Here is a 14,627-nt window from a genome sequence, read left to right as displayed (position 1 = left end):
CTCCGTGGATCGCGCGGCCGCTTCCGGCGCCCCCGCGGGTCACCGCTGCCGCCGCAGGGTCAGGCCACGGCTGGACTCGACGAAGCCCGCGGTCTGCAGCGCCCGTCCGGCGGGCGTGCCGTAGACGAACGCGCCCGACACCTGCTCGACGGTCAGGGTGTCGAGGTGCCGGCGTCGCGCCGTGTCGACGAGACTGGCGGCGGCGGCGGCGAGCACGTCGTCGTCATCGCTGAACACGAGCGCCGAACGTCCGCCGCGTTCGAGATAGAGCACGAGGGCGCCGTCGACGAGCGTCACGAGTCCTCCCGCCTTGCGTCCCGGCCGGTGCGCGACCGCCTCCAGCGCCGGCCACGCGAGCGCGGCGCCGTAGGGGTTGGCGGGATCGGTCGCGGCGAGCGTCACCGCCCGCAGCGGCGCGGGATCGGGCAGCGCGGCGTACTCGCGCAGGCGGTCGACGGTGGCGGATGCCGCGAACTGGGCCGCCCCGAGCTTCTCGATGAAGTATCCGCGACGGCAGTGGCCCGCATCCTCGAAACCCGCCAGCACACGGTAGGTCTGCGCGAAGCCGCCGGGCACCCCCTCCGCCTGCACCGCCCCGCGCGTGACCACGCCGTAGCGCTCCAGCAGCAGGCTCGCGGATGCCGCAGCGCGAAGCGCGGCGTCGGCGGACGGCTGCGGCAGCAGCGACCACCGGCCGCCCACGAGGGGAGAGCGCGGGGGTCCCGCCCGCGGCGCCGTGACGGTCGCTGCGATCGAGGTGCCCCGGAACATCCGCGCCCGCGGCGTGCGCCGCGTCGTGCGATGCGCCTGCGATCCGCCGGCGAGCAGGCCGCGCACCGGCGCGAAGGTGTCGTTCGTCACCCGTCCGGTCCACGTCAGGTTCCACAGCGCCTCGACGACTGCCTGCTCGCTGAGGGCGGACGTCATGCCGGCGAGCTGGCCGGCGAAGAAGGCGCCGCCCGCGCCGAGCGCGTCGAGGATCCGCTGCTCCAGTTCCGTGGGCGGCTCGGGGTCGTCGGGCAGGGCGAGGGTGAGCGGCACGGCGTCGATCGGGTGCAACGCGATCCACCCGTCGCGCCCCGGCAGCGAGCCGTGCCCCGACCAGACGACCTCGCCCGTCGAGGTGAGCTCGTCGAGCATCGCGGGCGTGTAGTCGCTCACCCGCGCGGGCAGCACGAGCGACTCCCACGCGCTCGCCGGGAGGGGGACGCCCGCGAGCTGCTCGATCGCGGCGAGCACTCCGTCGACGCCCTCCATCGGACGGCCGCCGGCCGACCCGGCCACGTGCTGCCAGGCGGGCAGGAACCGCGCGTACGACTCCGGGGCGACGGGCTCGACCGTGCCGCGGATGGCCGCCAAGGATCGCAGCCGCAGGCGTCGCAGCACCTCGCTGTCGCACCACTCCAGGTCGTCCGCGGGGGCGCGTCCGTCGGTGGTGGCGGCGGCGTCGGGCAGGAAGAAGCCCGCCGACACGCGCCCCTGCGACTCCAGGCGTTGCAGCGTCTGCCGCGCGACCGCCGTGCCGACGCCGAGGCGCCCGGCGACGTCCGCGGTCCGGAACGGGCCATGGGTGCGGGCGTGGCGGGCGACGAGGTCGGCGAGCGGGTCGGCGACGGGCTCGAGGAAGGCGAGGGGGATGCCGACGGGAAGCGCCGCTCCGAGAGCGTCGCGGAGCCGGCCCGCATCCTCGATGGCGGCGACGCGCTCGACGCCGCCGACCGTGACGCGGATCGCGCGACGCGCGTCGATCAGCTCCCCGAGCAGGGACGCCGCCACGGCCTGTGCCACAGCCGGATCCGCGGCCGTCGCAGCAGCGTCCGCGGCCGGATCCGTCTCGTCCCCGGCGGCGGCCGGCGCGACGTCGGGGGCCTCGAGGCGGGCCGCGACCTCCGCGGCATCCAGGGGCCCGAGCAGGCGCAGCAGGTCGGCCACCCCTTCCACGCCGCGCACGCGGCGCGACGGATCGAGCCGCTGCGCCTCGCGCTCGAACTGCGCGATCACGGCGGGGTCGAGGAGCTCCCGCATCTCGACCTTGCCGAGCAGTTCGCCGAGCAGTGCGGGATCCACCGAGAGCGCGGCGGCCCGGCGCTCGGCCAGCGGCGAGTCGCCCTCGTACATGAACGCGCCGACATATCCGAACAGCAGATCGCGTGCGAACGGCGACGGCTGGCTGGTCGTGGTCTCCACGAGGCGGATGCGCCGGTCGCCGATCGACCGCGCGATGCGCAGCAGGGCGGGCAGGTCGTAGACGTCCTGGAGCACCTCGCGCAGCGTCTCCAGGATGATCGGGAAGGTGGGGTGGTTCTTTGCGACCTCCAGCAGCTGCGCGGACTTCTGCCGCTGCTGCCACAGTGGCGAGCGCTTGTTGGGGTTGAGGCGGGGCAGCAGCAGGGCGCGGGCGGCGCACTCGCGGAAGCGTGAGGCGAACAGCGCCGAGCCGCCCACCTCGTCGGTCACGAGCCGTTCCAGCTCGTCGGGTTCGAAGACGAACAGGTCGGCTCCCGGCGGCTCGCTCTCGGCATCCGGCACGCGCGCGATGATGCCGTCGTCGCTCGCGACCGCCGACCCCTCCACGCCGAGCCGCTCGCGGATGCGTGCGTTGACGGCGAGAGCCCAGGGCGCGTGGACGTGCATGCCGTACGGGGAATGCAGGATGATGCGCCAGTCGCCGACCTCGTCGCGGGAACGCTCGACCGTCAGGGTGCGGTCGGTGGGGAGGCTGCCCGTCGCCTCCTTCTGCTCGTCGAGATAGGCCAGCAGGTTGCCGATGGCGTTGTCGTCGAGCCCCGATTCGCGAAGTCGTGCGGTGGCCTTCTCGGAGCCCGCGGCGGCGACCTCGCGGGAGAAACGCCCCAGCGCCTCGCCCAGCTCGGCGGGCCGTCCGAGGCCGTCGCCGTGCCAGAACGGCAGCTTTCCCGGCTGGCCGAACGCGGGCAGCACGTTGACGCGATCATGGGTGATCTCGACGATCCGCCAGCTCGTGGTGCCGAGGGTGAACACGTCGCCCACCCGCGACTCGTAGACCATCTCCTCGTCGAGCTCGCCGACGCGTGCGTTGCGGGTCTCGCCGGCGACGAACACCCCGAACAGGCCCCGGTCGGGGATGGTGCCGCCGCTCGTCACGGCGACGCGTTGCGCACCGGGGCGCGCCGTCAGGGTGCCGTGATCGCGGTCCCAGACGACGCGCGGGCGCAGCTCCGCGAACTCGTCGGAGGGATACTTGCCCGCGAGCAGGTCGAGTGTGGCCTCGTATGCCGAGCGCGGGAGGGTCCGAAACGGCGCCGAACGGCGCACGGTCTCGAACCAGCCCTCGACGTCGACCGGGCCGACGGCGCAGGCCGCGATCGTCTGCTGGGCGAGGATGTCGAGCGGGTTCTGCGGCACGGCGATGGCCTCGATCTGCCCCGCCAGCATCCGCTCGGTGACCACCGCGGTGTGCAGGACGTCGCCGCGGTGCTTCGGGAACAGCGCGGCGCGGCTCACCTCGCCCACCTGGTGTCCGGCGCGGCCGACGCGCTGCAGTCCGGACGCCGCCGACGGCGGTGCCTCCACCTGGATGACGAGGTCGACCTCGCCCATGTCGATGCCGAGCTCGAGCGAGCTCGTCGCGACAACGCAGCGCAGGATGCCGCGCTTCAGCTCGTCTTCGACCTGCGCGCGCTGCTCCTTCGACACCGAGCCGTGGTGGGCCTTCGCGAGCTCCGGAGGGGCGCCGGCGCTCGCGCCCGCCTGCGCCATCGTCTGAGCGGGAACCGTCGCATCGGGCAGCTCGAGGCCGAGGCGTTCCGCGTAGATCTCGTTGAGGCGCCCGGTCAGTCGTTCCGCGAGCCGCCGCGAGTTCGCGAACACGATCGTCGAGCGGTGCGCGAGCACCCGGTCGACGATCGCCTCCTCCACATGGGGCCACACCGATCCGGTGATCTCCGTGGGCGGCGACGGCGCGAACCAGTCGCCGTCACCCTCGGCATCCGCCGCCGTCTCACCCTCGGCGTCGTCATCCGGGCGGTGCTGCGGCGGGGGCGGGGGGTTGAGCATGTCCGACATCGGCACGACGACGCGCAGATCGAACGCCTTCGTGGCGCGCGGAGCGACGATCTCGACCGGGGCGGAGCCGCCCAGGAAGCGCGCCACCTCGTCGATCGGGCGCACCGTCGCCGACAGTCCCACCCGCTGCGCGGCAGGACGATCCGGATCGTCGCCGCGGCGCAGGGCGTCGAGCCGTTCGAGGCTCACCGCCAGGTGGGCGCCCCGCTTGGTGGCCGCGACGGCGTGCACCTCGTCGACGATCACGGTGTGCACGTCGCGCAGGGTCTCGGCCGCCTGAGAGGTGAGCATCAGATAGAGCGACTCGGGTGTCGTGATGAGGATGTCGGGCGGATCGGTGACGAGCTTGCGGCGGTCGGCGGCGGGTGTGTCGCCCGAGCGCACGCCGACGGTCACCTCCGGCAACGGGATGCCGAGACGGCGCGCGGCCTGGCCGATGCCCACCAGCGGCGAGCGGAGATTGCGCTCCACATCGACGCCGAGGGCCTTCAGCGGCGAGATGTAGAGGATGCGCGTGCCCGCGGCATCCTTCTTCGGCGGCCTCTTTCTGGCCGCCCCGGCGGGCGCGGCGTCGACGGGGGCCGTACCGTCGGCCGGGGCAGTGGCCTTCTCCCGGAACACCCGGTCGATGGCCCACAGGAACGCCGACAGGGTCTTGCCCGAGCCGGTGGGGGCGACCACGAGGGCGTGCTTGCCGGCCGAGATCGCCTCCCATGCCCCGGTCTGCGCGGTCGTCGGCTGGGCGAAGGCGCCACGGAACCAGTCCTGGGTCGCAGGACCGAACCGCTCCAGCACATCGGCCATCGATCCATCATCCCGCGGACCCCCGACACGCGGGGTGCGGCGCGTGTTCCGTATTCAGTCTCCGCGGCGTCATCGGGCGGTGGCGGGCCCGGAATCCTGCGGTCCGGCGCCGCTGCGGCACCCGGGGAGACTGAATACGGCCGTCCGGGCCGGCTCGACCGGCCGGGCTCGACCAGCCGTGCCACCCGGGCGGCCCCAGCTCACCCGCTCAGCCCACCACAGACTCGGCGAGCCGGCCGTCGCGCAGTTCGAGGACGAGGTCGGGCTCGATGCGGCGCAGGAAGCCGTCGTCGTGGCTGACGACCAGCACGGCGCCGCGGAACGCGGCCAGCGCCGCGACGAGCTGATCGACGGTGTCGAGATCGAGGTTGTTCGTCGGCTCGTCGAGCACCAGCAGCTGGGGCGGCGGGTCGGCCATCACCAGGCAGGCCAGCGCCAGCCGGAACCGTTCGCCGCCCGACAGTGCCGCCACCGGCCGGAGCACCGTGTCGCCGCGCAGGAGGAACCGTGCGAGGCGGTTGCGCAGCTCGACGTCGCCGACCCCGGGCGCCGCGCGCCGCAGGTTGGCCAGCGGCGACGCGTCGTCGTCCAGGCCGTCGACGCGCTGCGAGAGGTAGCCGATCCGGTCGGTGTGGGCCACGGCATCCACGTCGGTCGGGGTGCCACGACCGTCGCCGACGAGGCGCTCCAGCAGCGTCGTCTTGCCGGCGCCGTTCGGACCGACCAGGGCCACCCGCTCCGGCCCCTGCACCGTCCACGACCGCTCCGCATCGCGGATCGTCGCGATGCGGCGGCCGGAGGCCACCCGCGGGTCGGGCAGGTCGATGTGCACGGACTCGTCGTCGCGGACGCGACGCTCCGCGACGTCGAGCGCGGCGCGGGCGTCCTCCTCCTTCCCTCGCGCCTCCACGCGGAGGCGGCCGGCCGAGACCTGGGCGGCACGCTTCTTCCCACCCATGACGATCTTCGGCGCGCGTTTGTCCATCGACGCCTTCCTGCCGACCGCGGCCCGCGTCGCGAGCACCTGTTCCTGATGGATGCGGTCGCGCTTCTCGCGCCGCACGTGCTGACGCGCCGCCGCCTCGGCCTCCCGCGCCGCCGCCTGCTCCGCCTCGTGCGCAGCGCGCCAGTGCGAGTAGGGTCCACCGAACGTCGTCAGCTCGTTGTCGTAGAGCTCCGCCGTGTCGTCCATGAGATCCAGCAGCGCGGTGTCGTGGCTGACCACGATGAGTGTCCCGCGCCAGCCCCGCACCAGCTCGTGGACGTGGACGCGGGCGTCGCGGTCGAGGTTGTTGGTGGGCTCGTCGAGCAGAGCGATCGGGGCGCCGCGCAGTCGGATGCCGACGATCGCCGCCAGCATCGCCTCGCCGCCGGAGAGCTCTCCCACGCGACGATCCAGCGCGTCGGGCGGCAGGCCGGCCTCGGCGAGGGCGGCCACGGCGCGCGCCTCGACATCCCAGTCGTCGCCGACCGTGTCGAAGTGACGCTGATCGACGTCGCCGGCGCCGATCGCGCGGACGGCGTCGAGGGCGCCGGCCACGCCGAGCACGTCCGCGACGCGCGTCCGGGGGTCGAGCCGCTGGGCCAGCATCTCGACGGCGCCGGTGCGGACGACGGCGCCGGATGCCGGGACGAGCCGTCCCGCGATGAGTGCGAGCAGGGTGGACTTGCCGGTGCCGTTTCGTCCGATGAGCCCGGTGCGGCCGGTGCCGAACGCGCCGGAGACGTCATCCACGGCGATCGTGCCGTCGGGCCAGGCGAAGGTGAGGCGGTCGAGGACGACCGCGGGTGAGGGGTGGGGCATGGGAGCCTCCTGTCGATGTCGTGAACGATGTCGGGGCGCAGGCGCGCACGACACCGTTCCCGGGACGACGGGAGGGTCGACGGCCGGCGCGGAAGGATGCGCCGACGCGTCGGAGAACCCGGTGTCCGAGGAGGGACGGAGGGTCGACGGCTCAGCGCGGGATCACAGCGCGGCGTCGAAACCCTTCAACGGTCTTCCTCACACTCGGGACAGGAACCCGGACAGCCTACCTCAGCCCGCGGCGCCCTCGCCAGGGCGGCCGGCGGCGACGTCGTCGAGGCGCTTCTGGAGGAAAACGCGGACGTCGTCGAGCTCCTCCTGCGACACGCTGTGAGTGAGTCCCGTGTAGACCCGACCGCTGAGCTCGACGTGCTCGGGGAGCCACTGGACGGTGTGGGCGACGGCGGCGGGCGGGATCACCTCGTCGCGGGCGCCGCGTCCCCAGAACACCGGGGGGCGCCGCTCGGCCAGCCGTGCGTCGGCGGGCAGCGGCGACGGGTCGACGTATCCCGCGAGATTGACGGCGAACGCGAACCGCTCGGGCCGCAGCCGGAGGGCTTGCAGGGCGACGGCCGCGCCCTGCGAGAACCCGAGCATGCCGATGGTCTCGGCATCCGTCGCCGCCTCCACCCACGCGATCAGCGCCTCGGCGGCGTCGGTCACCGCCCCGCTCGAGCGGCCGTCGAGACCTTCGATGGGGTACCAGGACCAGCCCGGCGCCGGAAACGGCGGAGACAGCGGTGCGCGCACGGCCGCGAACACATACGCATCGGGCAGGAACGGGACCAGACCGAACAGGTCGCGCTCGTCGGAGCCGTACCCGTGCAGGAGCAGCAGCAGCGGTCGGCCCGCGCGCTCGGCGGTGGGCGCCGACCACAGGACGGCGTCGTCATCGATCGCGATCGCGCTCATACCGACATCCTCTCAGTCCCCGCCGACACCGCGGCCGTGCTCGCGGGGGCACCCGACCGCCGGCGTCGACGGGCGTCGCGGACACGGGGCGACCGGAGGTGCGGGTATACATGAGGCATGGCCGTTCGAACCCCCGACCCCGATCCGAACGAACGCGACGACGACGGGACCCCCCGCGATCCGCTCCGCGGCTTCGGCGGCGGGCGTCCGGGCCACCCGATGGGCGACGGCTCGTTCGGCTCGCCCACGCCGGGCAGCGCCGCCAACCCGGGGTGGCTGACCGACATCGAGCTGGCCGAGGCGCGTCGGCGACTGCCCATCCTGTACGTGGAGGCCGTTCCGGTGCGCACCGACGGCGTCGGCGCGGTCACGCAGGTGGGCGTGCTGCTGCGCGCGACGCCGCTGGGGGAGATCACCCGCTCGATCGTCTCGGGGCGCGTCCGCTACGGCGAGACGGTGCGCGACGCCCTGTTCCGCCACCTCGAGAACGACCTCGGCCCCATGGCGTTCCCGCAGCTTCCGCCGCAGCCCGTGCCGTTCACGGTGGCGGAGTACTTCCCGCTGCCGGGCGTCAGCGCCTTCCACGACGATCGCCAGCATGCGGTCTCCCTCGCCTTCGTCATCCCCGTGACGGGCACCTGCGAGCCGCGTCAGGACGCGCTGGAGGTCACCTGGATGACCCCGGAAGAGGCGTCGTCGGAGTCGTTGGCGGCCGAGATGGAGGGCGGCCGCTCGACCCTCATCCGTCTGGCGCTGGCGAGCGTCGGCGCTCTGCGCTGACGCACCGCCCGTCTCACCCTCACCCCGCCCCCGCCCCGATTCAGAGGTGATCACCGTGCCCCGCAGCGAGATGCTGGTCGACTTCGCCGGCGCCCTCCCGCTCGCGCTGCTGCTCTCCTTCGTCATCGCGTGGGTGCTCCGCCGCATCTTCGGCGCCCGCCTCTCCCTGCCGCTGTCGGTCATGACGATCGTCTCCCTGCTCGGGGTGAGCCTCGGGCTGTTCCTCGCGGGCTGGTTCTTCTTCGGGCTGCGACTGTGGATGCCGACATCGCTGCTGCTGGCCGCGGGAACGAGCCTGGGACTGTCCTTCGTCGTCGCCGGCATCGCCGCGATCGTGCGCCGCGACGGTGCCATCGACGTCGCCGCGCTGCTCGAGAAGGGCGAGAGCGAGCAGGTCGAGTTCAAGGAGACGGCGCGCTGGAACGTCCGTGACGACAAGAAGGACGCCCGCATGGAACAGGTCGTGGCCAAGACCGTCGCCGCGTTCCTGAACAGTGCCGGCGGCACCCTCGTGATCGGCGTCGACGACGACGGCCGCGTCCACGGCCTCGACCGCGACTTCGCGACGCTGCGCACCCCCGACGCCGACCGCTTCGAGCTGTGGTTGCGCGACATGCTGGCGGCGAGCCTCGGCAAGAACGCCGCCGCCATGCCCCGCATCCGCTTCGCAGAGGTCGAGGGGCGCACGGTCTGCGCCGTGCGGTGTCCGCGCGCCGCCGAGCCCGTCTTCGTGACCCAGGGCGCCGCGAAGGAGCTCTGGGTGCGGGTCGGCAACTCGACGCGCGCCTTCGGTGTGGACGAGGCGCTCACCTACGTCGCCCGGCATTTCCGCCCGACCGTGGCCGACACCCTGTTCGGGCGCCGCTGAACCGACAGCCGTCGCCCTCGAGCCCTCGGCGCGCCGTCGTAGGCTCGGAGCATGACCGCGATCGAGCCCCTCGCCTTCCCGACCGACGCCCCGGGCTGGAGCGCCTTCGCGTCCGCCCGCCCGGCCGCCGCCGTCGCCCTCGTCGCCGACCTCGACGCACGCCTCGCCGCGGCGGACGACGACCTCGACGCCGCGACACGCCTGGAGCTGTGGAACGACGCCGACCTCGCCCTGCGGCAGGCCACGAGCGAGGCGTATCTGCTCAGCGAGGCGCATCCGGATGCCGCGGTGCGCGCCGCCGCGGAGGAGCAGGTGCAGGCGCTGGAGGCCCTGTCGGCCGCGCGACTGCTCGACGACCGCCTCTTCGCCGCGTTCGCGGACCTGCCGGACGACGGTCTCGACGCCGATCAGCGCCGGCTGCTCGACCACCTGCGACGCGACTTCCGGCGCGGCGGCGTCGCCCTTCCCGACGCGGAGCGGGAGCGCGTGCGGGAGCTCACCGACCGCGACACGCAGCTCAGCCTGGAGTTCTCGCGCAACGTGCGCGACGGACGGCGCGAGATCCGGGTGCCGCCCGCGGGGCTCGCCGGCCTGCCGCAGGACTTCATCGACGACCACCCCGTCGGCGACGACGGCCTCGTCGTGCTCACCACCGAGTACACCGACCTCATGCCCGTACGGGAATACGCGACGGACCGGGCCACGCGCACCGCGCTCGTCGAGGCGTACAACGACCTCGCCTGGCCCGAGAACGACGCCGTCCTCGGGGAGCTGCTCGCCGTGCGGGCGGAGCGGGCGCAGCTGCTCGGGTATGGCGACTGGGCGGACTTCGAGACCGAGACGCGGATGATCGGCGCCGGTCGCCCGGACGGCGGCAGCGCGGCCATCGCGGAGTTCCTCGCGCGCCTCGACGAGGCCTCGGCGGCGGCCGCCGCGGCGGAGTATCCCGTGCTCCTCGCGCGGCTCCAGCGCGACGACCCCGCCGCCACCGAGGTGACCATCGCCGACTTCTTCTACCTGCTGAGCGCCCTGCGCCGCGAGCGGCACGACGTCGATGCGCAGCTCGTGCGCTCGTACTTCTCGTTCGACCGCGTGCTGCCGGGCGTCCTGGCGACCACGTCGCGGCTGCTCGACGTCGAGTACGTGCCGGTCGACGTGCCCACCTGGCACCACGACGTCCGCTCCTACGACGTCGTGCGTGCCGGGGCGCGGCTCGGCCGCATCCACCTCGACCTGCATCCGCGCGACGGCAAGTACAACCACGCCGCGTGCTTCCCGCTCGCCCCGGGGGTGACCGGACGGGTGCTCCCCGAGGCCGTGCTGCTGTGCAACTTCTCGCGCGGGCTGATGACGCACGACGAGGTCGTCACCTTCTTCCACGAGTTCGGCCACCTCGTGCACGACATCCTCGGCGGCGATCAGCGTTTCGTCCGCTTCTCCGGCGTCGCGACCGAGTGGGACTTCGTCGAGGCACCCAGCCAGCTCCTCGAGGAGTGGGCCTGGGATGCCGAGGTCCTCGCCTCTTTCACCGCCGACGCCGACGGGCAGCCCATTCCGGCCGATCTGGTCGCCAAGATGCGCGTCGCCGACGGCTTCGGCCGTGCGCTGGAGGTGCGGCGCCAGCTCGGTCACGCCAACGTGTCGTACCACCTGCACGTCGATCGACCGGCCGATCTGCAGGCCGCGACGGAGCACTGGTACGCCTCGACGAGTCCCGTCCAGCCGCTGCGGGGCCGGCATCCGTACGCCGGTTTCGGCCATCTGACGGGATACGGCGCCTGCTACTACACGTATCAGTGGAGCCTCGTGATCGCCCGCGACCTGCTCTCGGGGTTCGGGGGCGATCTGATGGATGCCGAGGCCGCGACCCGCTATCGGCGCGAGATCCTCGAGCCCGGGGGACGCCGCGACGCGACCGCGCTCGTCGAGGCCTTCCTCGGGCGTCCGTACGCGTTCGATGCGTACCGGGAGTGGCTCGCCGGGGCGTGACCGCTCCGCGGATGAGGCGGTGAGAGCCCGGCCGCGACGGGATCAGGTGAGGCGCGCGAGCTCCGCGACGAACGCGTCGACGTCGTCCTCCGACGTGTCGAACGAGCACATCCAGCGGACCTCGTTCCTCGCGGCATCCTCCCCACCGGCACTCGACGGATCGCCGTCGCGCTCCGTCGAGCCTCCGCCGGCGGGCCCCCAGTCGTAGAAGCGGAAGCTCTCGCGCAGCGCGTCGGCGATGCCGTCGGGCAGGGTCGCGAAGACCCCGTTGGCCTGCGTCGGCTGGCTGAAGCCCACCCCGGTGATCGACCCGTCCGCGATGCCCGCCTCGACGCCGGCGCGCAGGCGCTGGGCCATCGCGTTGGCGTGCCGGGCGTTGCGCAGGTACAGGTCGCCCTCCAGCAGCGCGACCAGCTGAGCGGAGATGAAGCGCATCTTCGAGGCGAGCTGCATGTTGAGCTTGCGCAGGAAGAGCAGGCCCTCCGCGGCATCCGGGTTCAGGACGACGACCGCCTCGCCGCCGAGCGCGCCGTTCTTCGTGCCGCCGAAGCTCAGCACGTCCACGCCGGCGTCGGTCGTGAAGGCGCGCAGCGGGACGTCGAGGGCGGCGGCGGCGTTGGAGATCCGGGCGCCGTCGAGGTGCAGGCGCATGCCGTGGGCGTGGGCGTGGTCTGCGAGGGCGCGGATCTCGTCGGGGGTGTACAGCGTGCCGAGCTCGGTCGACTGGGTGATGGAGACCACCAGCGGCTGGGCGCGGTGCTCGTCGCCCCACCCCCAGGCCTCGCGGTCGACGAGCTCGGGGGTGAGCTTGCCGTCGCGGGTGGGGACGTTCAGGATCTTGATCCCGGCCACCCGCTCGGGCGCACCGCCCTCGTCGACGTTGATGTGGGCGGTGGATGCCGCGATCACGGCGCCCCAGCGGGGGAGCATCGACTGCAGGCCCACCACGTTGGCGCCGGTGCCGTTGAAGACGGGGAACGCCTCGGCGGATTCGCCGAAGTGGCGGCGGAAGACCTCCTGCAGACGGATCGTGTAGGCGTCTTCGCCGTAGGCGATCTGGTGGCCGTGGTTCGCCGCGGCGATCGCCTCGAGGATCTCGGGGTGGACGCCGGAGTAGTTGTCGCTGGCGAAGCCGCGGGCGGTCGTGTCATGCAGAGTGGTCACGGGTATCCAATCTAGTTCGGGGGCGCGAGTCCGCGACGTCGCAGACCGCGGTTCGCCGCCCCCTGGCCCGAACTCCTCCATCGAGGCGGGCGTATGGGGCGACGGGGCCGCGTCCGGCGGCCAGGGGCGTGCGATGGAGGAGTTCAGCCCGGGCCGAGGGTGATGACGGCGTCGTTGACCTCGTCCGCTCCCCGGTCCCAGAGGCCGAGGAACGCCGCCGCGAGCTCCTCCTCCCGGCCCTCGAGCGCGCGCACCCGGAAGATCGTGGATGCCGCCGCCGGCGCGCGGTGCGCGCCGCGGGCATCCGCAGCGAACCCCTGGGCCATCGCCCGCGCCCACGCCTCCTCCGCCGCCTTGACGGCGGCGTAGTTGGCGCCCCCCGCCAGCGGGCGCGCGACCGCGGTCGAGGAGACGATCGCGACCCGCGCGGCATCCGAGGCGATCAGGTCGCCCCAGAAAGCGCGGGTGACGTGCCGCTGGGCGGTCAGTCCGGCCTCGAGCGCGCGGTAATCGGCGTCGCTCTGGCCCGGAAGCCCGCCGCCGCCGCGCCATCCGCCGACGAGGTGCAGGATGCCGTCCACCGGCGTCCCGTCGGCGCGGAGCGCCGCCGCGAACGCGCCCACCTCGGCCTCGTCGGTCAGATCGCACACCGCGGGCCGCGCGCCGAGATCGCGCAGCCCGGCGAGCTTCGCGTCGTCGCGGCCCACGGCGATCGCGACCGCCCCGGCGCCCCGGAGCGCGCGCACCGCCGCGCGCCCGCTCGCGCTCGTGGCACCCGCGATCACGACCGTGCGCCCGCGGACCCCGTCACCCATCGCGACCCGTGATGCCCGCCGTCGAGGCGATGACGCCCTGCATCTTCTTGTCGAGCGCCTCGAAGAACATCGAGAGCGGGAACTCGTCGTCGAGCACCGCGTCGGTGTACCCCTTCGGCGCGCCGGCGAGCACGTCGTCGGGCAGGCCGCGCGCCCAGGTCGAGGCCGGATGCGAGGTCACGACGCTGCGCACCAGGTCGTAGGCCGCGAGCCAGTGGGCGACCTTGGGGCGGTCGATCGACTCCCAGTACAGGCGGTCGATCGCGTCGCTGAGGGCGATGACGGCGTCCGGCACCCCGTCCCAGTCGAAGGCGAGCGCGGTGTCGGTCCAGTGCAGCACCCCGCGCCGATGCAGCCAGGCGAACAGCAGCTGGCCGCCGAGGCCGTCGTAGTTGCGCACGCGCGAGCCGGTGATCGCGAACCGGAAGATCCGATCGAAGATCACGGCGTACTGCACCAGGCGCGCGTGGTCGAGCATGGCCGTCTCGGCATCCGTCAGCGGGTGACCGTCCGCCGCGCGTGCCGACAGTCGCGCGGCGATGCCCACGCATTCCCGGTACGCCGTGAGGTCGCAGCGCAACTCCTCGAGCGTGTAGAGGAAGTAGGGCATGCGCTGCTTGATCATGAACGGGTCGAACGGCAGGTCGCCGCGCATGTGGCTGCGGTCGTGGATGAGGTCCCACATGACGAACGTCCGCTCGGTGAGGCCCTGATCGGCGAGCATCCGGGCGACGCCGTCCGGCACGTCGAGCTTGGTGATCTCGGATGCCGCGGCCACTACCCGCCGGAAGCGTGCGGCCTCGCGGTCCTGGAAGATCGCCCCCCACGTGAACGAGGGGATCTCGCGCATCGCCACCGTCTCGGGGAAGAGCACGGCGGAATCGGTGTCGTAGCCGGAGGTGAAGTCGATCAGCCGCAGCGAGACGAACAGGCCGTTGGTGTAGGTCTGCTCCAGCTCGCCGATGAACTCCGGCCAGATCACCTCGCAGAGCACGGCCTCGAGGTGCCGGTCGCGCGACCCGTTCTGCGTGTACATCGGGAACACGACGAGGTGGCGGAGGCCATCCACACGGGCACGCTGGGGCTGGAAGGCGACCAGCGAGTCGAGGAAGTCCGGCACGGGGAAGCCGGCGTCCGCCCACCGGCGGAGGTCGACGACGCAGGCTGAGAGGTAGTCGGCGTCGTGCGGGAACAGCGGCGCGAGGGTGCGGATGCCGGCGGCGATGGTGTCGATGAGGTCGGCGGCGACGGCGCGGTCGGCGTCGCCGGGAACCGAGCCGTCCTGCGCCTGCAGCGGTTGCAGCCGGCCGACGGCATCCTTCAGCGCCTGCCAGGCGGGCTGCTGCTCGAGCGGTCGGTCGTCTTCGACGAGCGGCACCATGGGTCGGTCGTCTTCGACGAGCGGCACCATGGGTCGGTCGTCTTCGACGAGCGGCACCATCGGTCG

General features: G+C 73.3%; 9 protein-coding genes. 3 read left to right on the top strand and 6 right to left on the bottom strand.

Translation table 11 applies throughout. The annotated features are described in order from the left end of the window. Positions 1–39: 39 nt before the first annotated feature. The 3 genes from MHO01S_RS13350 to MHO01S_RS13340 form a co-directional block, all read right to left on the bottom strand. Positions 40–4,848, bottom strand: a complete 4,809-nt coding sequence (locus MHO01S_RS13350) for an ATP-dependent helicase (RefSeq protein ID WP_061782437.1) — start codon at positions 4,846–4,848, stop codon at positions 40–42. Between the two features lie 208 nt (positions 4,849–5,056). Next, positions 5,057–6,652 carry an ABC-F family ATP-binding cassette domain-containing protein gene (locus tag MHO01S_RS13345; RefSeq protein WP_061782436.1) on the bottom strand — a complete coding sequence of 532 codons (1,596 nt, stop codon included), beginning with the start codon at positions 6,650–6,652 and terminating at the stop codon, positions 5,057–5,059. 231 nt (positions 6,653–6,883) lie between these two features. Beyond that, a complete protein-coding gene (locus tag MHO01S_RS13340) occupies positions 6,884–7,564 on the bottom strand; it encodes an alpha/beta hydrolase (RefSeq protein ID WP_060958378.1) in 681 nt (226 codons plus the stop codon). Between the two features lie 117 nt (positions 7,565–7,681). Here MHO01S_RS13340 and MHO01S_RS13335 point away from each other — a divergent pair, with 117 nt between their 5' ends. Genes MHO01S_RS13335 through MHO01S_RS13325 form a run of 3 tightly spaced genes read left to right on the top strand, consistent with a single transcriptional unit; the run spans position 7,682 to position 11,201 of the window. Continuing rightward, positions 7,682–8,344, top strand: a complete 663-nt coding sequence (locus MHO01S_RS13335) for an NUDIX hydrolase family protein (protein ID WP_060958379.1) — start codon at positions 7,682–7,684, stop codon at positions 8,342–8,344. A gap of 55 nt (positions 8,345–8,399) precedes the next feature. Continuing rightward, a complete protein-coding gene (locus tag MHO01S_RS13330) occupies positions 8,400–9,212 on the top strand; it encodes an AlbA family DNA-binding domain-containing protein (protein WP_232783938.1) in 813 nt (270 codons plus the stop codon). A 51-nt stretch (positions 9,213–9,263) separates the two neighbouring features. Continuing rightward, positions 9,264–11,201 carry a M3 family metallopeptidase gene (locus MHO01S_RS13325; protein WP_060958380.1) on the top strand — a complete coding sequence of 646 codons (1,938 nt, stop codon included), beginning with the start codon at positions 9,264–9,266 and terminating at the stop codon, positions 11,199–11,201. Between the two features lie 42 nt (positions 11,202–11,243). On the opposite strand, the gene MHO01S_RS13320 is transcribed toward MHO01S_RS13325, so the two are convergent. The 3 genes from MHO01S_RS13320 to MHO01S_RS13310 form a co-directional block, all read right to left on the bottom strand. Continuing rightward, positions 11,244–12,365, bottom strand: a complete 1,122-nt coding sequence (locus MHO01S_RS13320) for a threonine aldolase family protein (protein ID WP_060958381.1) — start codon at positions 12,363–12,365, stop codon at positions 11,244–11,246. Between the two features lie 143 nt (positions 12,366–12,508). Continuing rightward, on the bottom strand, positions 12,509–13,180 hold the full coding sequence (locus MHO01S_RS13315) for an SDR family oxidoreductase (RefSeq protein WP_061782435.1): 672 nt from the start codon (positions 13,178–13,180) through the stop codon (positions 12,509–12,511). Then, positions 13,173–14,561 (bottom strand): DUF6421 family protein, encoded by a 1,389-nt coding sequence (locus tag MHO01S_RS13310; protein ID WP_231734823.1) that lies wholly within the window; start codon positions 14,559–14,561, stop codon positions 13,173–13,175. Before MHO01S_RS13310 ends, MHO01S_RS13315 begins: the two co-directional genes overlap by 8 nt. Positions 14,562–14,627: the final 66 nt, after the last annotated feature.

The organism is Microbacterium hominis NBRC 15708, from assembly GCF_001592125.1.
GTDB classification, from domain to species: Bacteria; Actinomycetota; Actinomycetes; order Actinomycetales; family Microbacteriaceae; genus Microbacterium; species Microbacterium hominis.
Note: the sequence above shows the minus strand (reverse complement) of the source record. Positions and strands in the feature narration are given on the sequence as shown.